The 20,354-nt window shown below is 62.0% G+C and carries 22 protein-coding genes; 13 read left to right on the top strand and 9 right to left on the bottom strand.

Annotated elements, in window-relative coordinates; all coding sequences use genetic code 11:
- Positions 1 to 51 precede the first annotated feature (51 nt).
- The 4 genes from AC1D11_RS10410 to AC1D11_RS10395 all read left to right on the top strand — a co-directional run bounded on the left by AC1D11_RS10410 (position 52) and on the right by AC1D11_RS10395 (position 3,593).
- Positions 52 to 1,014 carry an AEC family transporter gene (locus tag AC1D11_RS10410; RefSeq protein WP_477646379.1) on the top strand — a complete coding sequence of 321 codons (963 nt, stop codon included), beginning with the start codon at positions 52 to 54 and terminating at the stop codon, positions 1,012 to 1,014.
- 21 nt (positions 1,015 to 1,035) lie between these two features.
- Positions 1,036 to 1,398, top strand: coding sequence for a DMT family protein (locus AC1D11_RS10405; RefSeq protein WP_457279960.1), 363 nt, complete (start codon positions 1,036 to 1,038; stop codon positions 1,396 to 1,398).
- A gap of 382 nt (positions 1,399 to 1,780) precedes the next feature.
- Entirely contained in the window at positions 1,781 to 2,428 is a 648-nt protein-coding gene (locus AC1D11_RS10400) for a DUF47 domain-containing protein (protein ID WP_457279961.1), read from the top strand.
- 127 nt (positions 2,429 to 2,555) lie between these two features.
- Positions 2,556 to 3,593 (top strand): inorganic phosphate transporter, encoded by a 1,038-nt coding sequence (locus AC1D11_RS10395; RefSeq protein ID WP_477646378.1) that lies wholly within the window; start codon positions 2,556 to 2,558, stop codon positions 3,591 to 3,593.
- A gap of 234 nt (positions 3,594 to 3,827) precedes the next feature.
- Here AC1D11_RS10395 and AC1D11_RS10390 read toward each other — a convergent pair whose 3' ends face one another.
- Entirely contained in the window at positions 3,828 to 4,304 is a 477-nt protein-coding gene (locus tag AC1D11_RS10390; RefSeq protein WP_477646377.1) for a hypothetical protein, read from the bottom strand.
- A gap of 7 nt (positions 4,305 to 4,311) precedes the next feature.
- The gene (locus AC1D11_RS10385; RefSeq protein WP_477651011.1) at positions 4,312 to 4,848 is read right to left on the bottom strand and encodes an N-acetyltransferase family protein; all 537 of its coding nucleotides are present in this window, start codon (positions 4,846 to 4,848) and stop codon (positions 4,312 to 4,314) included.
- A 186-nt stretch (positions 4,849 to 5,034) separates the two neighbouring features.
- On the opposite strand from AC1D11_RS10385, the gene rpsP reads away from it, so the two are divergent.
- The 7 genes from rpsP to hisC all read left to right on the top strand — a co-directional run bounded on the left by rpsP (position 5,035) and on the right by hisC (position 10,401).
- Positions 5,035 to 5,295, top strand: a complete 261-nt coding sequence (gene rpsP / locus AC1D11_RS10380; protein WP_457279965.1) for a 30S ribosomal protein S16 — start codon at positions 5,035 to 5,037, stop codon at positions 5,293 to 5,295.
- 25 nt (positions 5,296 to 5,320) lie between these two features.
- Positions 5,321 to 5,929 (top strand): ribosome maturation factor RimM, encoded by a 609-nt coding sequence (gene rimM, locus AC1D11_RS10375; RefSeq protein WP_477646375.1) that lies wholly within the window; start codon positions 5,321 to 5,323, stop codon positions 5,927 to 5,929.
- Between the two features lie 58 nt (positions 5,930 to 5,987).
- Complete coding sequence (gene trmD / locus AC1D11_RS10370) at positions 5,988 to 6,767, top strand: tRNA (guanosine(37)-N1)-methyltransferase TrmD (RefSeq protein ID WP_477646374.1); 780 nt, start codon at positions 5,988 to 5,990, stop codon at positions 6,765 to 6,767.
- Between the two features lie 143 nt (positions 6,768 to 6,910).
- Positions 6,911 to 7,276, top strand: coding sequence for a 50S ribosomal protein L19 (rplS, locus tag AC1D11_RS10365; protein ID WP_077595343.1), 366 nt, complete (start codon positions 6,911 to 6,913; stop codon positions 7,274 to 7,276).
- A 66-nt stretch (positions 7,277 to 7,342) separates the two neighbouring features.
- Complete coding sequence (locus AC1D11_RS10360; RefSeq protein WP_477646373.1) at positions 7,343 to 8,050, top strand: CoA pyrophosphatase; 708 nt, start codon at positions 7,343 to 7,345, stop codon at positions 8,048 to 8,050.
- 243 nt (positions 8,051 to 8,293) lie between these two features.
- Positions 8,294 to 9,322: a CobD/CbiB family protein gene (locus AC1D11_RS10355; protein ID WP_477646371.1), complete on the top strand. Its 1,029-nt coding sequence runs from the start codon at positions 8,294 to 8,296 to the stop codon at positions 9,320 to 9,322.
- On the top strand, positions 9,319 to 10,401 hold the full coding sequence (gene hisC / locus AC1D11_RS10350) for a histidinol-phosphate transaminase (protein ID WP_477651010.1): 1,083 nt from the start codon (positions 9,319 to 9,321) through the stop codon (positions 10,399 to 10,401). The genes AC1D11_RS10355 and hisC overlap by 4 nt, the downstream gene beginning before the upstream one ends.
- A gap of 38 nt (positions 10,402 to 10,439) precedes the next feature.
- Here the strand turns inward: hisC and rsgA are convergent, their stop codons facing one another.
- Genes rsgA through AC1D11_RS10335 form a run of 3 tightly spaced genes read right to left on the bottom strand, consistent with a single transcriptional unit; the run spans position 10,440 to position 13,107 of the window.
- The gene (gene rsgA / locus AC1D11_RS10345) at positions 10,440 to 11,423 is read right to left on the bottom strand and encodes a ribosome small subunit-dependent GTPase A (protein ID WP_477651009.1); all 984 of its coding nucleotides are present in this window, start codon (positions 11,421 to 11,423) and stop codon (positions 10,440 to 10,442) included.
- Entirely contained in the window at positions 11,420 to 11,740 is a 321-nt protein-coding gene (locus AC1D11_RS10340) for a 4a-hydroxytetrahydrobiopterin dehydratase (protein ID WP_477646368.1), read from the bottom strand. Before AC1D11_RS10340 ends, rsgA begins: the two co-directional genes overlap by 4 nt.
- A complete protein-coding gene (locus tag AC1D11_RS10335) occupies positions 11,737 to 13,107 on the bottom strand; it encodes a M48 family metallopeptidase (RefSeq protein ID WP_477646367.1) in 1,371 nt (456 codons plus the stop codon). Before AC1D11_RS10335 ends, AC1D11_RS10340 begins: the two co-directional genes overlap by 4 nt.
- Positions 13,108 to 13,142: 35 nt before the next feature.
- On the opposite strand from AC1D11_RS10335, the gene orn reads away from it, so the two are divergent.
- On the top strand, positions 13,143 to 13,706 hold the full coding sequence (gene orn, locus AC1D11_RS10330) for an oligoribonuclease (protein WP_457279974.1): 564 nt from the start codon (positions 13,143 to 13,145) through the stop codon (positions 13,704 to 13,706).
- Between the two features lie 381 nt (positions 13,707 to 14,087).
- The gene (locus AC1D11_RS10325; protein WP_477646366.1) at positions 14,088 to 16,025 is read left to right on the top strand and encodes a DEAD/DEAH box helicase; all 1,938 of its coding nucleotides are present in this window, start codon (positions 14,088 to 14,090) and stop codon (positions 16,023 to 16,025) included.
- 204 nt (positions 16,026 to 16,229) lie between these two features.
- Here the strand turns inward: AC1D11_RS10325 and AC1D11_RS10320 are convergent, their stop codons facing one another.
- The 4 genes from AC1D11_RS10320 to AC1D11_RS10305 all read right to left on the bottom strand — a co-directional run bounded on the left by AC1D11_RS10320 (position 16,230) and on the right by AC1D11_RS10305 (position 20,317).
- A complete protein-coding gene (locus tag AC1D11_RS10320) occupies positions 16,230 to 17,126 on the bottom strand; it encodes an NAD(P)-dependent oxidoreductase (RefSeq protein ID WP_477646365.1) in 897 nt (298 codons plus the stop codon).
- A 69-nt stretch (positions 17,127 to 17,195) separates the two neighbouring features.
- Complete coding sequence (locus tag AC1D11_RS10315; protein WP_477646364.1) at positions 17,196 to 18,554, bottom strand: NAD(P)H-dependent oxidoreductase; 1,359 nt, start codon at positions 18,552 to 18,554, stop codon at positions 17,196 to 17,198.
- Positions 18,555 to 18,717: 163 nt separating this feature from the next.
- The gene (locus tag AC1D11_RS10310; protein ID WP_477646363.1) at positions 18,718 to 19,599 is read right to left on the bottom strand and encodes a phytanoyl-CoA dioxygenase family protein; all 882 of its coding nucleotides are present in this window, start codon (positions 19,597 to 19,599) and stop codon (positions 18,718 to 18,720) included.
- Positions 19,600 to 19,630: 31 nt separating this feature from the next.
- Positions 19,631 to 20,317: a GntR family transcriptional regulator gene (locus AC1D11_RS10305; RefSeq protein WP_477646362.1), complete on the bottom strand. Its 687-nt coding sequence runs from the start codon at positions 20,315 to 20,317 to the stop codon at positions 19,631 to 19,633.
- Positions 20,318 to 20,354: the final 37 nt, after the last annotated feature.

Here is a 20,354-nt window from a genome sequence, read left to right as displayed (position 1 = left end):
TACGGAGACGGCACCGCGACGGCCTGGCAACCCGCACGCTAAGATTGCGCAATGAACCAGCTTGTCTTCGTGTCCCTGCTTCCCGTCGTGTTGTTGATTGCTACAGGTTTCATAGCAGGTCGCGCACAGTGGATAAGGCCCGGAGCGATAAAAGACCTTTCAAACCTGGTCTTCCTGCTGCTTACGCCGGCGCTGCTGTTTCGCACCATGAGCAAGGTGCGTGTTGAGCAGCTGGACTTCAAGCCGGTGCTGGCCTACTTTCTGGCCGTGGTCGTGTTGTTTGGTGGCACCTTGCTGCTGCAGGGCTTTAACCGCCGCGCCGCCGTACTGGCACTGGCCAACACCTTCTCCAACACCGTCATGATCGGCATCGCGCTGGTCGGGCTGATGTACGGGCCCGAAGGGCTGGTGACGCTCTTTACGCTGGTGTCGGTGCATTCGCTGGTGTTGCTGACCAGCGCCACCGTGGTGCTGGAACTGGCAGTGGCGCACGAACAGAAGCTGGGTATGCACGACGAAGTCACGGCCGCGCCGCGGCATCCCGTGGCAACCGTGCTGATGGCCGTGAAGAACGCGCTGTTGCATCCGGTGCCGCTGCCCATCATTGCCGGCCTGCTGTTTGCACAGACGGGCCTCACGATTCCCGCGGTGGTCGACAAGCCACTCGAACTGCTGGCCAATGCCTTCGGCCCGCTGGCGCTGGTGCTGGTGGGCGTGACGCTGGCCAACACGCGTGTAGGCGAGCATTGGCGCCCGGCGCTGGCACTGGCGGGGGTGAAAAATCTGCTGCACCCCTTGCTGGTGTTCGCCTTGTGCCGCCTGCTGGGTGTGGGTGGCGTGCCGATGGCGGTCATGGTGGTGGCTTCGGCCTTGCCCATTGGCGCCAATGTGTTTTTGTTTTCCCAGCGCTACAAGGTCGCGGAAGACCTGATCACTGCCAGTGTCGTGGTGTCCACCGCGCTGGCGCTGGTGACGCTGACCGTGGTGTTGCTGCTGGTCGGGCGGTTTGTCTAGTCATCATTTACGGAGCCGTTGATGCAATTCCTCCAGTCCCTGCCGGTGTCGGCACAAACCATCGGCCTGCTGCTGCTGTCCAACGTGTTCATGACCTTTGCCTGGTACGGGCACCTGAAAAACCTGGCCACCTCGCCCTGGTATATCGCAGCGCTGATCAGCTGGGGCATCGCACTGTTTGAATACCTGCTCCAGGTGCCCGGCAATCGCATCGGCTTTACCCAGTTCAGCGTCGGGCAGCTCAAGATCATGCAGGAGGTCATCACGCTGAGCGTGTTCGTGCCTTTTGCGGTGTTCTATTTGAACGAGCCACTCAAGCTCGACTATCTGTGGGCAGCCCTCTGCATGGTTGGCGCGGTGTATTTCATCTTCCGAAGCGCCTGAGTACTCGGTATTTGTCTTCGGTATTTGGCTGTTTGGTATTCCTTCTCCACCCCTTGTGGATGCGCCGAGGAGCGGAGGGCCAGACGGATCAGGGCAAAACTTGTTTGAGCCGCAGGCGAGTTGTTTTTGACCCCGGCTGGACCGAGCACCGCAGGTTGCCCGTAGCGCAGCGAAGGGACGCAGGAACCAGGGTCGCCTTTTCTTTGGTGACTTTCTTTTGGCGAAGCAAAAGAAAGTTACTTGCCGCCGGGCAACTCCCGGCCAGCAGCCTCAGCAAGAAAATCTCTATCAGCCACCCCAAACCGCCCAAAATCCCGGGCGGTTAAACTCCCGGCAGTCACAAAAACGTCATATTTTTGACACATTCCCCCCAGGAGTCCCCATGCTGTTTGGCAAATTGCTGCCGCGCGAAGGCAATTTTTTCGAGATGTTCAACCAGCATGCCGAACGCATCGTCGAGGCCGCCCACGCGTTCTCGAACCTGGTCGCGAACTACGCTGACGTGCAAAAGCGCGAAGCCTTCAACCGCGAAGTCGACCACGCCGAGCGCGCTGCCGACCGCATCACGCATGAAGTCAACCGGGCGCTGCACAAGACTTTCATCACGCCTATCGACCGCGAGCAGATCCACAAGCTGATCAACACCATGGACGACGTGGCCGACCTGATCCAGGATTCGGCCGAAACCATGGCGCTGTACGACGTGCGCCACATGACCGACGACATCGTGCGGCTGACCGACCTGAGCGTCAAATGCTGCGAACGCCTGCAGGACGCCGTGGCGCTGATTGAAAAAGTCAGCGATGCCGCGACGGCTGAAGCGGCCCTGAAAACCTGCGAGGAAATCGACAAGCTCGAGTCCGACGCCGACCGCGTCATGCGCTCGGCCATGAGCCGGCTGTTCCGGGAAGAGCCCGATGTACGGGAAGTGATCAAGCTCAAGGCGGTGTACGAACTACTGGAAACCATCACCGACAAGTGTGAGGATGTGGCCAACCTGATCGAGGGCATCGTCCTCGAGAACTCCTGAAGATGGCAGCCCCCACGCTCCTCGCTTCGCGTAGTTCGCTGCCCCCCGAGGGGGCTGGCCTTGCTTGGGGCGGCCCTGCGCTGCGTCCCGGCGCGTTCGTTTCCCCAGCTACCTCATTGGGATAAATATGCAAACCGTACAGGCCGCCCTGTGGGTGGTGTTCCTGCTGGTCTTCCTGGCCATCGCGTTCGACTTCATGAACGGCTTTCATGACGCGGCCAACTCGATCGCCACGGTGGTGTCGACGGGCGTGCTCAAGCCGGGGCAGGCGGTGCTGTTCGCCGCCTTCTTCAACTTCCTGGCGTATTTCATCTTCCACCTGAGCGTGGCGGCGACCATCGGCAAGGGCATCGTGATGCCGGGGGTGGTGGACACGCATGTGGTGTTCGGCGCGCTCATGGGTGCCATTACCTGGAACATCGTGACCTGGTTCTACGGCATCCCCAGCAGCTCTTCGCATGCGCTGATAGGCGGCATCGTGGGGGCCGTCATCGCCAAGGCCGGTGCAAGTGCCTTGATTGCGTCGGGTGTGTTCAAGGTGGTGGCCTTTATCTTTGTCTCGCCGCTGCTCGGATTCTTGTTGGGCTCGCTGATGATGGTGGCGGTGGCCTGGGTGTGCCGCAGGACGACCCCGTCGAAGGCCGACCGATGGTTTCGCCGGCTTCAGCTGGTGTCCGCAGGCGCTTACAGTCTGGGGCACGGCGGCAACGACGCGCAAAAGACCGCCGGCATCATCTGGCTGTTGCTGATCGCCGCGACCACCAGCAACGTGCAGGGTTTGCCGGTCTGGATGATGGCGACCACGGAACACCTGCCGATCTGGGTGGTCATCGTCTGCTACATCGCCATCGGCTTTGGCACCATGTTCGGCGGCTGGCGCATCGTGAAGACCATGGGCCAGAAGATCACCAAGCTCAAGCCCGTAGGCGGTTTCTGTGCCGAGACCGGTGGTGCGCTGACGCTCTTCCTGGCGACCGGGCTGGGTATTCCTGTCTCCACCACGCACACCATCACCGGCGCCATCGTGGGCGTAGGCTCCACGCAGCGCGCTTCAGCCGTGCGCTGGGGCGTGGCCGGCAACATCGTCTGGGCCTGGATTTTCACCATTCCCGCCTCGGCTTTTGTGGCTGCGATCGCGTACTGGGTCAGCCTTCAGGTTTTCTGACCCACCCCCGTCCAGGCTCACTTCGTGTAGCCTGTTCCCCCCTCGAGGGGGCGGCGCCTGCGGCCCGGCAAAGCCGGTTCCGCGGCCCCCACTGGTGAATAGCCCCTTCGCTTGTTACGCCACTGAACTCTTAAGCCAGCATGAGCCCCGGAACCGGCTTTGCCGGGCCGTAGGGCGGGCGGCCCCCTCGGGGGGCAGGAAGCTACACGAAGTGAGCGACCGTGGGGGCCTTATTCACTGGCTGATTTTCTTGGCCTCTTCAACCTGGTACTCGAAGTAGCGCTGAAAGCTGAAGACGATGCTGGACATCAGTGAGATAGTGCCGAACAGCAGGGCAAACACCACCGCGCCTATGGTCAGCCAGTTGGTGTTGCCCGCCTGGGTGGCCGGCGTGCCCGTGTTGTGCAGCGCATTCCATTTTTCCGTCGGCATCAGGCCGTAGTAAATGGCGGTCAATGCCGTGCCGGCCAGCGTAAAGCCCAGCAGCGGAATCAGCACCCAGGCGAGGTGGTCATCTTGCCCATAAAGCCGTACGCGCTCGACACCCCACCAGCCCAGCGCCGCTGCGATGGGGTGCAGCCAGGCCCAGACGTCGCCCAGGCCGAACAGGTAAAGACGGTGCACGCCGAGCTGACCGCCGATAAAGGCGAGCCAGGCGGCGAGGGTTTTGTTTTTGGGCGCTTTAGGGGCTGTGGAGGCAGTTGCTTGCATGCGGTGATTATGCGGCGGGTGCATTCACCGGCGGCTGCGTGTCGCCTGCGCCCAGGGTCTTTTCCATGATCACGATGTCGCGCCAGGCGCCGAACTTCCAGCCGCACGATGCAATGGTGCCGACTTCGGTAAAGCCGAGCGAGCGGTGCACGCCCACCGAGCCGGCATTGGCCGAATCACCGATCACGGCCATGGCCTTGCGTACGCCCACCGCTTCAAGCCGTGCCAGCAGCTCGGCAAGCAAGGCGCGGCCCAGGCCCTTGCGGTGCAGGTCAGGCGCGAGGTAAATCGAGTCCTCCACAGAGAACCGGTAGGCCGGGCGCGGCTTGAACCAGTTACCGTAGGCGAAGCCCACAATTTTTCCGTCTTCCTCGGCGACCAGGTAGGGCAGGCCTTTGGACAGTACGTCAGCCCGGCGGGTCGTCATGTCGGCCACACTGGGAGGCTCGGTTTCGAACGTTCCTGTGCTGTGCAGGACTTGGTGGCTGTAGATCGCCGTGATGGCGGGGATGTCTTCTTCGCGGCTGGGGCGTATGAGGGGCATATCGGTCGTGGTTTCGGGGATAGGAGAAGGGCGGGGAGGTGAATTTGGGCCAAAACCGTTCCGCAGGCTATAATCTCAGGCTTTGCAGCAATTCGCTGGCCGGGTGGCCATGTCGTGTGTCTCAAGCGCTGCAGAACATTGGGGTATCTACCTTACCGGTAAGCCCCACCACCCGAAGGATAAATCATGGTCGTCATTCGACTTGCACGCGGCGGTTCCAAGCACCGTCCTTTTTTCAATATTGTCGTGGCTGACAAACGCGTTCGCCGCGACGGCCGTTTCATCGAGCGCATCGGGTTTTACAACCCGATTGCCAAAGGTGGCGAAGAAGGCCTGCGCATTGCGCAAGACCGCTTGACCCACTGGATCGGTGTGGGCGCCCAGCCGTCTCCTACCGTTCTGCGCCTGGTCAAGCAAGGTGCTACGGCTGCTGTCAAAACGGCCTGAAGAACTCGGTCTGATTTAGAGATTGATGCAGCCCGGCCTTCAATCGTCGGCAGGCTTGACGCCCTCAAGCCTTCCGCACGACGCCATCGAAGTCGGGCGCATCCTGGATGCCTGGGGCGTCAAGGGCTGGGTGAAAATCCTGCCGCACAGCACCGATCCAGAAGCGCTTTTTGCGGCCAAATCCTGGTTTTTGCAGGCGCCTGACGCCAAATTCCGCCCGGGATTCACCGTGTTCTCCGGCACAGTCACGCTCAGCGTCGACGAAGCCAAAGTCCATTCCGATACCGTTGTCGCCAAATTCATGGGCCTTGATGACCGCAATGCGGCCGAGGCCTTGCGTGGCGCACGCATCTTCCTGCCACGCAGCAGCTTTCCTGCGGCCTCCAAGGATGAGTACTACTGGGTCGACCTGATCGGCCTGAACGTGGTCAACCGCGAAGGCGTGCCATTGGGCCTGGTGCGTGACCTGATGGCCACCGGCCCGCACTCTGTCCTGTGTGTGGAGTACACCGTCCAGCAGGAAGACGGCACGAGCGTGACCGCCGAACGCATGATTCCGTTTGTTTCCGTGTATGTCGACGCGGTGGATATCGTCGGCAAATGCATCACGGTTGACTGGCAGCCGGACTACTGATTTTTGTAGCCCAAAGGGGCTGTTGCCCCGAAGCGCCGGGCTCGCACACAATAGCCCCATGCGCTTCGACATCATCACACTTTTCCCCGAGCTTTTTGCGCCCTTCCTGGTCAGCGGCGTGACCCGCCGCGCCTACGAATCAGGCCTTGTTGAGGTGAAGCTCTGGAACCTGCGGGACTTTGCCGACGGCAACTACCGCCGCGTGGACGACCGGCCTTTCGGCGGCGGCCCGGGCATGGTGATGATGGCTGAGCCGCTGGCGCTGTGCCTTGAAAAAATACAGGCTGATCGCGTTTCCTCAGGTGCGTCCAAAGTTCCCACGGTGCTTTTTTCTCCCGTGGGCAAGGCTTTGGATCATGCCGGCGTTGAAGGCTGGTCGGCCGGCGCTGGTGCGGTGTTGATCTGCGGCCGCTACGAAGGGCTGGACCAGCGCTTCATCCAGGCCCATGTTGACTTGCAGATCAGCCTGGGCGATTTTGTGCTGTCGGGCGGGGAAATTGCCGCCATGGCCTTGCTGGATGCGGTGGCGCGGCTCCAGCCCGGCGTGCTCAATGACGAGGGCAGCCATCAGCTGGACAGCTTCAACCCTGCGCTCGACGGCTTGCTGGATTGCCCCCATTACACGCGGCCCGAAAGCTGGCGCGGCCAGCCTGTTCCGACCACCCTGATGTCTGGAAACCACGCCCACATTGAGCGGTGGCGGCGCGAACAGCGCCTGGCGCTGACGCAGCGCCAGCGCCCAGAATTGGTGCAAATGGCACGGCAGAGTGGGAATTTGAGCGAAAGTGACGAAGCTTTTCTGGCCGATTTGGTCGAAAATCCGGACAAAGACGCTTGAAAAAGCACTGACTTGCTATAATCAAAGGCTTTTCGATCCTCTGGCGGCCACTGCAACCATCTGAATCATCTTCGGGTGAATCCATGGATTTGCGGTCTTTAGCGTAGCGCGTGTATGAGCGAAGAAGTTAGATGGAATAAACCATGAATCTGATCCAGACCCTTGAGCAGGAAGAAATTGCCCGCTTGAACAAGACCATTCCCGTTTACGCTCCCGGCGACACCGTGATCGTCAGCGTCAATGTAGTGGAAGGTACGCGTAAACGTGTGCAGGCTTTTGAAGGTGTGGTGATTGCCAAGCGCAATCGCGGCCTCAATTCCAGCTTCATCGTTCGCAAGATCTCCAACGGCGAAGGCGTGGAACGTACGTTCCAGGTTTACAGCCCGCTGATCGCGAAGATTGAAGTCAAGCGCCGTGGTGATGTGCGTCGTGCCAAGCTGTACTACCTGCGTAGCCGCAGCGGCAAATCCGCACGTATCAAGGAAAAGCTGGGCGCCAAGGCTGCCTAAAAGCACCTCCGCCCTGAAAAGCCGCTCTGTTGAGCGGCTTTTTTTTGCCTGCTAACCTCTCACTCCATGAACAACACCCGGCCCCTGCCGAAGTTTGACCCGCGCAGCATCCCGGTGCTGGGTATTGATGACCATCTGGCGGGGGTCCCTTCGGCGCACCTTTCACCGGAGGCCCTGCGCCAGCGTTTTCGGCATCCGCCTGTGTGGACTCCCGAACACAGCGTCGAAAAGAAATTCACCGACCGCACGCCTGCGCTGGCTGCGGTGCTGATTCCGCTGGTCATGCGGGACGAGCTGACACTGCTGCTGACGGAGCGGACCACCAACCTGTCCACGCATTCAGGCCAGGTCGCCTTGCCTGGCGGCCGCACGGACGAAACCGACCGCGATGCAGTGGACACCGCGCTGCGGGAAGCACACGAGGAGGTCGGCTTGCCGCGCGACCATGTGGAGGTGCTGGGCACCTTGCCGACCTACGTCACCGGCACCGCTTTCATCATCACGCCGGTCGTAGCGCTGGTAAAGCCCGGCTTCGTGCTGCAGCCCAACCCAGGTGAAGTCGCAGATGTCTTCGAGGTGCCGCTGGGCTACCTGATGAACCCGGCCAATCATCGCCGCCACGAGATGGAATTCGACGGCGCCCTACGCCAATGGCTTTCCATGCCGTACTCCGACCCCTCCATGGAAGGTGATGGCAACGAGGCCAGGGAGCGTTATATCTGGGGCGCGACGGCTGGCATGCTGCGTAATCTCTATCGTTTTCTGATGGCTTAGCCCACCCCCGTCCAAGCTCACTACGTGTAGCTTGTTCCCCCCTCTAGGGGGCGGCGCCTGCGGCCCGGCAAAGCCGGTTCCGCGGCCCCTGCTTGCACGGCCCCCGCTGGCAGCGCCCCAAAGAATTCTGCAAGCCAGCATGAGCCGCGGGGCTGGCTATGCCAGACCGCAGGCGGGCGGCCCCCTCGGGGGGCAGGGAGCTACACGAAGTGAGCGACCGTGGGGGCCACGTTATGATTCCTCATGAGCTTTTTTGCCGTTTTGTTTGCACTCATCATCGAACAGGCCCGTCCGCTGGCCCGCGGCAACTGGATTCATGCGGGATTTCGGGGCTGGGCCCGCTGGACCAACCGCAGCCTGGATGCTGGCAAACCGCACCATGGCTGGATCGCATGGACGGTCGCCGTGCTGGTGCCGGCGCTGGTCACCTTCCTGATTCACTGGCTGCTGTGGACCATCAATCCCGTGCTGGCTTTTGCGTGGAACGTGGCAATCCTTTATGTCACGCTGGGCTTTCGGCAGTTCAGTCACTACTTCACGGACATACGCGACGCGCTGGATGACGGCGACGAAACGACGGCGCGCGAATTGCTGGCGCAGTGGCGCCAGGTCGATGCGAGCGAGCTTCCACGCAGCGAAATCGTCCGCCACGTGATTGAATATTCGGTGCTGGCCGCGCACCGCCATGTGTTCGGCGTGCTGGGCTGGTTTTCGGTGCTCGCTGCGCTGGGGCTGGGGCCTGCGGGCGCCGTGCTCTACCGCATGAGCGAGTTCGTTTCACGCTACTGGGCCTATAAAAGAAGGACCGCCGCCGCGGCAGGCGAGGGCGCCAGCACGGCGCTGCAACTCGCCGCAAGCCGAGCCTGGGGCGTGATCGATTTTGTGCCTGCCCGTGTCACCTCGCTGGGTTTCGCGGTGGTCGGCAGTTTTGAAGACGCCATTGATGCCTGGCGCAACTACACGCACCGGTTTCCGGTTGGCACACCTTCGGCCTCTGAAAATCGCAACGACGGGATCATCCTGGCTGCTACGTCCGGTGCCGTGAACGTGCGCCTGGGCGGCGAAGCGCTCAAGACCACGTTTTCAGCGGACACCTCGCAAAGTTTCCAGGCGGGTGGCCTGGACGCGGAAGACGGCATCGCCACAGAAGCCACTTCGGGCCGTGAGCCCGAAGTGGCGCACCTGCGAAGCATCGTGGGGCTGGTGTGGCGTTCCGTGGTGCTGTGGATGGTCTTGCTGGCGCTGCTGACCCTGGCACGCCTGCTCGGATGAGCGGCAGCCCGCCTTCCGGGCAATCCTTCTGGAGCCCTGCGGTGCGCGGTCTTGTGCCGTATGTGCCGGGAGAGCAGCCCGGCGTTGCGGACCTGGTCAAGCTCAACACCAACGAAAACCCATACCCGCCATCGCCCCGTGTCGTTGCCGCCATCACGGCCGCCGCGCAAAACGGCCTGCAGCTTTATCCCGACCCGCAGGCCACCGCGCTCAGGCGTGCGATTGCGGGTTGCCACGGCATGGATCCTGATCAGGTCTTTGCCGGCAATGGTTCGGATGAAGTGCTGGCGCACGCTTTCTGCGCATTTTTCCGCCACGGCCAGCCCCTGTTGATGCCGGATGTCAGCTATAGCTTTTACAAGGTGTACTGCGGGCTCTACGGCATTGAGGCCGGGCTCGTGCCGCTGGATGCGTCTCTGTGCATCAATGTGGCGGATTACACCGCACCATGCGCAGGCGTGGTGATTGCCAACCCGAATGCGCCCACCGGCACCGGACTGCCACTGGCGCAGATCGAGCAACTGCTGCAGCAACAGCCCGAGCGGGTTGTGCTGGTAGACGAAGCCTATGTGGATTTCGGCGGCGAAACCGCCATCGGGCTGATTGCGCGATACCCCAACCTGCTGGTGGTGCACACGCTGTCCAAATCGCGCTCGCTGGCCGGGCTGCGCGTTGGTTTTGCCGCCGGCCAGCGCCACCTGATTGAAGCCCTTGAGCGGGTGAAAGACAGCTTCAATTCCTATCCGCTGGACCGCCTGGCCATCGCCGGCGCCGTGGCTGCTTACGAGGATCGCGCTTATTTTGAAGCGACCCGTGCGGCCGTTATCCAGAGTCGCGATCTGTTAAGCCGGCAGCTGCAAAGCCTGGGCTTTGAAGTCTTGCCTTCGCAGGCCAACTTCCTGCTGGCTCGCCATCCTGGCCACGACGCAGCGGCCTTCGCGGCCGGTTTGCGCGAAAAAAACATCCTGGTGCGTCATTTCAGGCAGCCGCGCATCGACCAGCATTTGCGCATCAGCGTGGGCACCCCGGCGCAATGTGAGGCGCTGGTGCAGGCCTGCCGCGAGCTGCTCAAAGCCTGACGCTATTGCCCGGCAGGGGCGCTGCCCGTCAATTCCCGTCAATAGCGGGGCTGCGACAGCTCGGCAAACAATTCGCTATACAAACGATAGCGGCTTGCGCTGATTCCGTCTGGGCTGGGGCCCGATTTGACCTTTGAAATCACGCCACAACCCGGTTCATGCAGGTGGGTGCAGTTGTAGAACTTGCAGTCCTGGGCGTGCGCCTTGAGGTCGGGCATGTAGTTGGCCAGCTGCACTGGGTCAATGTGGTGCAGCCCGAACTCCTGAAAGCCCGGCGAGTCGATCAGCGCGGTGGTCCTCTGGCCGTCCGTCCCGGTATTCACCCAGTACAGCGTGGTACTGGTGGTGGTGTGTTTGCCTGAATTCAGGGCCTGCGATATTTCCGCCGTCAGCACCCGCGCGTCGGGCACCAGCAGGTTGGTCAGGCTGCTTTTACCGGCGCCAGAAGGTCCCAGCACCAGCGTCTTCTTGTCCCGCAGCAAGTCCGTCAGTTCCTGCAGTTCCGGGTGCGGGGCATCGGCCGGCCCGCTTGTCGCTGTTTTGGGCTTGATGGCCAGCGAGAGCATCCTGTAGCCCATGGCGCGGTAGGGCGCCAGCTTGGCCCAGGCGCGCCCGAAAGGCTCGGTGAGGTCGCTTTTGTTCAGGGCGATGATGGGGGTGATGCCCTCGGCCTCAGCGGCAATCAACGCGCGGGTCAGCTGGCTTTCTGAAAATTCAGGTTCCGCTGCGATGAGGATCAGCACCTGGTCGAGGTTGGCGGCGAAAGATTTGGTGCGCATCTCATCCTGTCGGTAAAACAGGTTGCGGCGCTCTTCAATTTTCTCGATGGTGCCTTCGTCTTCGGAAGGCAGCCAGCGAATGCGGTCTCCCACCACGGCCTGGCTTTTTTTGCCGCGCGGGTGGCAGATGAGGCGTTCGCCGGTGTCGGTTTCTACCAGCACATGGCGGCCAAAACCCGCCACCACCAGCCCGGGCCGCGTGCCCGCGATGGGCGCGGCGGCAGGGCGTGCCGTTTTGCTCAAGCCAGCAAGGCGTCAGCCTTCGACGCGCAGAAAAAATCACTGACAGAGACACCATCGACGTCGTGCGTGTTGAAACGCACGGTGCATTTGCCGTAACTCACGGCAAGGTCGGGGTGATGGTCTTCGGCATTGGCGATGAAGGCCAGTGCGTTGACGAAGGCGATGGTCTCGTAGTAGTTTTTGAAGCTGTAGGTTTTTTCCAGCGACCCGTCGATCAGGCGCCAGCCCAGGGCCTGCTCGCCATTGAGCTTGCTCAGCTGGGTGACGATCTCCGTGGCGCTCAGGGCGCGGCGGTTTTGGTGAATCGGGTTGCTCATGTCGCGGTGCTTTCAACAGAAGGAATCATGCGGCCCAGCCGTTCGGAGGCAGGCGGATGCGAATAGTAAAACTTCACAAACACCGGGTCGGGCGTGAGGGTGCTGGCATTGTCCTGGTAGAGCTTGAGCAGGGCGCTCTGCAAATCCTTGCCGTCGGTTTGCGCCACGGCATAGGCATCGGCCTCGAACTCGTGTTTACGTGAGAACTGCGCAAACACCGGAGAGATGAAGAAGCTGAAGAGCGGCACCACCAGCAAAAAGAGCAGCAGCGCCAGCGCGTCGTTGGCGACAGGCATGAGCGCCGCCGGGCCGCCCCAAGGCGCGAGCGCCCCCCCGGGGGGCAGCGATGACGCGACAGCGCTGAGCGTGGGGGCGATATTTGGCCGCACGCCGAGGCCGGTGTAGAACCAGACTTGCGATGACACCCAGCCCAGCAAGGCAAAACCGGCCAGGCTCATGGCAAACATCGAGACGATGCGTTTGATGATGTGCTTGTGCTTGAAATGGCCCAGCTCATGCGCGAGCACCGCGTCAACTTCACCGGGGTTGAGCTGCTTGAGCAGGGTGTCGTAAAACACCACGCGCTTGGCCGCGCCGAAGCCGGTGAAATAGGCATTGGCGTGGGCCGAGCGTTTGCTGCCGTCCATCACGAAGAGGCCTTTGGCCGCAAAACCGCAGCGCTGCATCAGGGCCGTCACGCGCGCCTTCAGTGTTTCGTCCTCGAGCGGTTTGAACTTGTTGAACATCGGCGCGACGACGGTTGGGTAGAGCACCAGCACCAGCAGGTTAAAGCCCATCCAGGCGCCCCAGGCCCACAGCCACCACAGGCTTCCCGCGCTGCCCATCAGCCACAGGATGAGCGCCACGATGGGCAGGCCGATGACGATGCCGACCAGCGTTGACTTCACCAGGTCGGCCAGCCAGAGCTTCAAGGTCATCTTGTTAAAGCCGAAACGCTCTTCAATGCGGAAGGTGCTGTACAGGGTGAAGGGCAGGTCGAGCAAACCGCTGATGAGGCCAAAAGCGGCCAGCAGGGCCAGTTGCGGCACCAGCACGCCCCAGGTGGCCAGGCCGGAACCGGCGATGGCCTGGTTCAACGCGTCGATGCCGCCCAGCAGCGTCCAGCCCAGCAGCACGGCTGCGGCGAAGGCCATCTCCAGCATGCCGAAGCGTGCCTTGGCGATGGTGTAGTCGGCTGCCTTCTGGTGCGCCTGCAGCGAAATGGTGGCCGCAAAGGCAGCGGGCACGACATTCCGGTTGCGCGCCACATGGCGGATCTGCCGCGAAGCCAGGTAGAACTTCGTGAGCAGCCCCAGCACCAGAAAGGCAGAAAACACCCCGGTGAAAACAAGCGAATAGTCGGTCATGGCTGGCAGTTTAGGCGATCAGCGAGAATCGCAAGATGCCTGAAACTGAACCCCTACTTAAAAAATCAGACCAGAACCTCGTCTGGCTGGACTGCGAAATGACCGGCCTCGACCCGGAAAAAGAGCGCTTGATCGAAATTGCCGTCATCGTCACAGGCCCGCAACTCACGCCGCGCATTGAAGGCCCGGTTCTGGCGATCCACCAGACCGACGAGTTGCTGGACCAGATGGACAACTGGAACAAGGGCACCCACGGGCGTAGCGGCCTGATCGACAAGGTCAAGGCCAGCACCGTGGACGAGGCAGATGCCGAAGCGCAGATTCTGGCTTTTTTGGCCCGATACGTTCCCAAGGGTGTTTCGCCGCTGTGCGGCAACACCATCAGCCAGGACAGGCGCTTCCTGGTCAAGTACATGCCCAAACTCGAAGCTTTCCTGCATTACCGCAACGTGGATGTCAGTACCTTCAAGGAGCTGGCCAAACGCTGGAGTCCCGAGGTCTACAGCGCCTTCAAAAAGCGCCAGAGCCACACCGCCCTGGCCGATGTGCATGAGTCGATTGACGAACTTGAGCACTACCGGCAACACTTTCTGAAGTGAATACCCTTTAAGCCATTTCGGGGTTTTGGCCAGGCAGAACGGGCGCAAGCAGCTATTGAAATGATAGCGAGTGCGCACGGAACAGGCTGGCGGCAGGAAGCCGCGATGCCCGCGGTTGAGCAGGGGACTGGTAGAAACCCGCAAAGCACGCTATAATCGTGGGCTTGCAGTGCACTGGGTGCCCTGCATTTGTACATCTACCTCACACTTTTGACTCCAATAACGGAGTCACCGCTTCGGGCACATTTCTGCTGCCTGGACCGCATATTCGTTTGATGGTTGATGTTTTATTAACCATGAACGAATCCTCCGCATCGCGGGGGTGAAGTTTCCTGTTCCCTCGCCAAAAGCGTTGCGGACAGGTGATTAGTGAGAAAAAACATGACTGACTCTTTTGAGGCTCGTGGCGACGTTTTGCCCGACACAAATATTGATACCGCCGCTGAAGCCGTGATCCACGTGATTCCGGATTTTTCCTCGGATGAGCCTTCGATGGCTCCCACCTCCCTGGAAGCCGTAGTAGCCGAACCCAATGGTTTCGTGAAGCTGGGCCTGGCCAAGGAACTCCTGCAAGCTGTCGCCGACATGGGTTTTACCCAGCCGACGTCCGTGCAGATGGCCACCATCCCCAAGGCCATGCAGGCCCTGGACCATGACGCCAAGAGCGACCCTAAAGCCAAATTCACCGACCTGCTGGTTTCCAGCCAGACTGGTAGCGGCAAGACTGCAGCTTTCCTGCTGCCCGTGTTGCACACCCTGCTGAAACAGCAGGAAGAAGCCGAGCGTTTTGAGCGCTCCGAATTTGAACGCCTGAGCGCCGAAGCCGTCGCCCGCGGCGAAGCACCGCTGAAAAAGCCCAAGCGCAAAGACCCGACCAGCCCACGCAACTTCAAGGCCGCCACGCCCGGTGCGCTGATTTTGTGCCCGACGCGTGAATTGGCCCAGCAGGTTTGCGCCGACGCCATCGACCTGGTTCGCCATTGCCGCGGCCTGCGCATTGCCAACGTGGTGGGCGGTATTCCTTACCAGCTGCAAATTGCCAAGCTGCAAAATGCCGACCTCGTGGTGGCCACCCCCGGCCGCCTGCTCGACCTGCAGCGCAGCATGCAGATCAAGCTGGACCAGGTGCAGTTCCTGGTCGTCGACGAAGCCGACCGCATGCTGGACCTCGGCTTTGCCGATGACCTGACGGAAGTCAACCAGCTCACGATCGAGCGCAAGCAGACCATGATGTTCAGCGCCACGTTTGCGCCGCGCATCATGCAGCTGGCCACGCGCGTCATGCGCCAGCCGCAGCGTGTCGAGATCGACTCGCCGCATGAAAAACATGCGTCGATCACGCAGTCGCTGCTGTGGGCCGACAACATGACCCACAAGCGCAAGCTGCTGGACCATTCGCTGCGCGACACCACCATGAACCAGTCGATCGTGTTTGCCTGCACCCAGGTTGAATGCGACGGCCTGGCCAATGACCTGGTGCAGGAAGGTTTCAGCGCTGTGGCGCTGCACGGCGCGCTGGGCCAGGGCCTGCGCAACCGCCGCCTGATGGCTTTCCGCGATGGCCGCGTCCAGATCCTGGTCGCGACCGACGTGGCTGCCCGCGGCCTGGACGTTCCGTCGATCACCCACGTGATCAACTACGGCCTGCCGATGAAAGCCGAAGACTATGTGCACCGCATTGGCCGTACCGGCCGTGCCGGGCGCGAAGGCCAGGCCATCACGATTGCCGAATTCCGCGATCGCCGCAAGATCCAGGACATCGAACACTACATGCAGCAGAACCTCAAGCCCAGCGTGATCGCCGGCCTGGAGCCACAGCAGCGCTTTGCCCCGACCTCCGACCGCCCACGCGGCAACTTCGGTGGTGACCGCGGCGACCGCGGTGGCCGCAGCTTCGGCGGCGGTGGTGGTGATCGCGGCGGCTATGCCGGCCGCAAGCCTGCAGGTGGCTTTGGTGGTGGTGCTGGCGGTGGTTTCGGCGGCGGTGGCGGCTTCGGCGCTCCCCGCCACAACGACCGTGACGACCGCGCTCCCTTCCAGGGTCGTGCGCCCGGACCACAAGGTGGTTATGGCGACCGTTCCGGTTTCAATGACCGCGGCCCGCGCCGCCAGGATGACCGTGGCTTTGGTGGCGGCAACAACACCGGTTTCGCCCCGCGTGAAGACCGCAACTTCGGCGCCCGCAACGAAGGTTTTGCACCGCGCCCTGACTTTGCCAATCGCAAGCCCGGCGGCTTTGCCAAGCCAGCTGGCAAGGTATTTGTGCCTCGTGATGCGGCCAAGAAGTCCGGCAAGTTTTCCAAGCCCGCGCGTGACTGAACGCTAAAGGGCGGTCCCTGGTGACCGCCTCAGAAAAATGCCGCTGCGGAGCAATCTGCAGCGGCATTTTTCATGGATATGGCCGGGTTACAGCGTCCTGAGTGCTATGAATTAAATAGCTGCTTGCGCTCGTTAGTATTGGCTTTCAGGCCATTTGTATGAAAAATTGCAGGTACCTATCTATGCCTGCATGGGCAGCGCAAGTCAGCTCATGCCGTTGCGGCTGGCCAGCTCGACAAACAGCGCCGACTGGTCCAGGTCGGTGAGGCCGTTTTCAACGCCTTCGGCATAGAGCTTTTCAAACAGGGCTGTCACGGGCGCTTCAAAGCCGATCTCCTGTGCGGTGGCCAGCGCATTGCGCATGTCCTTGAGCTGGATGTCCATGCGGGCGCGCGGCGCGAAATCGCGCTCCAGCATGCGCTGCCCATGCAGTTGCAGCACGCGGCTGTCGGCAAAGCCGCCGGTAATCGCTTCCTTGACTTTGGCCATGTCGGCCCCGCCGCGCGCGGTGAACAGCAGCGCTTCGGCCACCGCGCCTATGGTGATGCCCACAATCATCTGGTTGGCCAGCTTGGTGAGTTGGCCGCTGCCGTGCGGGCCCACGTGAACGGCGTGGCCAAAGTGCTTGAGCACAGGCAGGGCCCGCGCGAAGTCTTCCGCCTTGCCGCCGGCCATGATGGCCAGCGTGCCGCTTTGCGCGCCGCCCGGGCCGCCTGAGACCGGCGCATCCACATGGGCAATGCCCAATGCGCCCAGGCGAGCTGCATGGTCGCGCGCTTCGCGCGGCTGGATGGAGGCCATGTCCAGAAAGAGCGCACCCGGTTTCATCGCGGCGGCCACGCCCTGCGTGAACAGCACGTCTTCCACCACCGGGCCGCTTTCAAGCATGCTGATGACGATGTCGGCTGCGGCCACCGCGGCACTGGCTTGCGTATGTTGCGTGGCGCCTAGCGCCGCCAGCGGTTCGGCCTTGCCCGGCGTGCGGTTCCATGCCTGCAGCGTGTAGCCCGCTTCACACAGGCGCCTGGCCATGGGCAGGCCCATGATGCCCGTACCCAAAAACGCGATGCGGGGCAGGGGTGTGTCGCTTGTGATGGTCAATTCGTGTCCTCGGAATGGCGTTGAACCATCATGAAGGAACCGGTGGGGAGAAGGCTGTCAGGCAGCTTTCTAGGCGGCTTTTTTCATCGCCGGCGCAAACATGCTTTCCATCTCCTGGCGCACTTTCCACGCGTGGGTCGATGTGTCCATCGCCACATCGGCCCAGCTCAGGCTCTGCCCCTTTTTGACCGCGCGCACGACCTTCACGTTATGCGCCAGGCCCAGGGGCAGCCCGCCCATCTTCATGGAAGTATCGGCTGGCAGCAGCTTGCCCCACACGGTGTAGCCGCCTTCGCCGTCCAGCATGTCGCCGGGTTTCAGGTCGCGTTTGGCGGTGGCCACCACGTCGGCGTTCCAGCAGGTCGCCACACCGGTGGGCTCACCTCGCAGCGCCACGCTGGCCACCGACACGCCGACTTCCAGCCCGATCAGGTGCCAGCGTTTGTACAAGGTGAAGTAACGCCCGCTCGGGTCGGTGTGGGCGTTGTATTCCTCAAAGCAGTTCTTGATGTAGTCGGTCTCCGCCTCCACGGTGACCCAGACGCCCATGCGGATGTCGTAGGGAATCTTGCGGCCGTTGGCTTCCAATGACGAGATCACTTCGACCATGCCCTTGCGCTCGAGCACGCCGCCTTCGCTGGTGGGGCGTGTCACGTAGGGAATGTCTTCAACGCTGGCCGGCGGATAGAGCAGGCCGTTGCTCGGCACCGTGAGGCCGGTGGCGTTGGCCACGGCGGTGGATTCGATGGAAGGCTTGGAGCCGTCGAGAAAGCTGTTGAACATCTTCGGGTTGAGCCCGCCGCGCGCGGCCTGCTCGGGCGTGAGGCCGTAGTTGCCCCACACCGTCTCGGGTGTTGATTCGCAAAAATGCGGCAACCATTTGTGGCCGCGCCCCGCCGCCACCACCGGGAAGCCGCAGGTGCGCGCCCAGTCCACCAGGTCGCAGATCAGTGCCGGCTGGTCGCCAAAGGCCAGCGAATACACTACGCCCGCATCAGCTGCCTTGCGCGCCAGCAGCGGGCCGCAGAAAGCGTCGGCTTCCACCGTCACGTTGACCACATGCTTGCCGTGTTCAAAGGCTTTCAGGCAATGCTCTACCGCCGCGATCGGGTTGCCGGTGCATTCCACAATGATGTCGATCTGCGGATGCGTGACCACCGCCTGCCAGTCGTCGGTGACCCAGGTTGCTCCTGTTTTAATAGCTGCTTGCGCTGATTCAGATTGGGCTGCAGCCGGATTCCACCCTACACGGGCAAGGTTGGCGCGCGCCGCGTCGGGCGACAGGTCGGCAATCGCCACCAGGTGCACGCCCGGTGTCCGTGGAACTTGCGCCAGGTACATGGAGCCGAATTTGCCGGCGCCTATGAGGCCGATGCGCACCGGTTTTCCTTCGGCTGCACGCTGCTGGAGTTTGGTGTAAAGGTTCATATCACTTTCTCTATTGGCTCTGAAAAACCGGGGATAGTTGGGATGAAGCGTGCATCTTTTCGTGGGATCACCGTGGAACTGGCTTTGCCAGGCCACTGGTGATGCCCCTTGAGGGGGAGGCTGCTACACGAAGTGAGCGAGCAACGGGGGGAGCGATATATGTTCAGGCCGCCTTGCGCTCAGGCGCAATCTCTTCCATCGACGTCTGCAACGCCGTGGCCGGCACACCGTCTTTCCACGGCAAATCCACCGGGTAGTCTTTGAGCAGGCAGTCGTCGGGCAGGCATTCGATCGGCGTGAAGTCGCGGTGGGCGATGTATTCGGGGCGTTTGTGGCGACGGATGTGGTTGCTCACCGCACAGAGGCTCAGGTAGACGCTGACCCGGTTGAAGGGCGAGAGGTTGCTGCCCGAGGCATGCACCAGGCAGGAATGGAACAGGATCATCGAGCCTGCCGGGCCCTTGGGGCTGACGATGCCGCCCTGCTTGCCGCCGGCGCGCTGCACCAGTTGGCGGATCAGGTCGTTGTCCACCGTCCAGAGCGGATAGCTGGTGGTGGTGAGATCGTGTTTGGCATCGACCACGCCCTTCTTGTGGCTGCCGGGGATGAACATCAGCGGGCCGTTGTGCTCGGTCACGTCGTCCATGAAGATGGCCACGTTCATCGCGCGCTCGGTGGGCATCATGTCGTCGTTCAGCCAGGTGCCGTAGTCCTGGTGCCACTGCCACACGTCGCCTTCAAAAGCCATCTTGCCGTTGATCTTGAACTGGTGCATGTAGAGTTTTTCGCCCAGCAGGTCTTGCACCGGCTCGATCATGCGCGGGTGCCGCGCCAGCCGCGCAAAGGGCTCGCTGTACATGTGGGCGGCGAAGTTGGTGCGCACGGCGTCCTTGCCTTTTTCACGCACGTTGTAGTCTTCGCGCCGGCTGTAAAGCTCGGGCACGGCGTCGTTGAGTACCCGGGTTTCTTCGGGCGTGAAGAGGCCGGGAAAAAACAGGTAGCCGTCGCGGTCGAATTGCGCAAGTTGCTCCGGGGTCAGTTTCATCGCATGTCTCCTGGTGTGTGTTGTCGGGTGTTCAGGGCGCCGCGCGAGCGCCGGTTTGGCCGAGTGCGCTGGACAGCAGGTTGGCGAGGTTGTGGCCCGCCTCCTCGCCATGCTCGCGGATCAGTGTTTCGGCCCGGGTTTCATCGCCGGCCGCGATGGCCTCGGCAATGGCTTCGTGCTCATCCCAGATCGATTCGCGCATGGTCGATACCTGCAGCACAGCACCCATGGCGCGGCGGATGTGGTGCCAGTGCAGCTGCGCGCTCTGGGCGATCAGCGGGTTGCCCGATGCGGCGTAAATCGCTGCGTGGAATTGCGCGTCGGCCGCCATCATGGCCTTGACGTCGCCGCCCCGCGCGGCCTTGCGGCCCTGGCTGATCAGTTGCGGGTCGAGCCTGCAGCGGCCTTGCGCGGCCAGCCGGGCGGCCAGCGCATCGAGTGCGCTGCGTACCTGGTAAATCTGCACGAGCCAGGCTACGTCCAGTGGCGCCACCAGCACGCCGCGGCCCGGGGCGTCCAGCACAAAGCCGTCTTTCTTCAGAAGGCGCAAAGCCTGCAGCACCGGCTGGCGCGACACCGCGAGTTGCTCGGCAATGTCTTCCTGCATGATGCGCGCACCCGGTGCCAGCGAGCCTTCACTGATGGCGTCCAGCAGGCTGCGGTAGACCTGGTCAACCAGGTCGGGAGTGGATTCGATTTTGATCAGTTGTTGCGGCATATTCGTACTCTGTATACAGAATACACCGCTATCAAAG

The organism is Polaromonas sp. P1_E11 (genome assembly GCF_056405995.1).
Note: the sequence above shows the minus strand (reverse complement) of the source record. Positions and strands in the feature narration are given on the sequence as shown.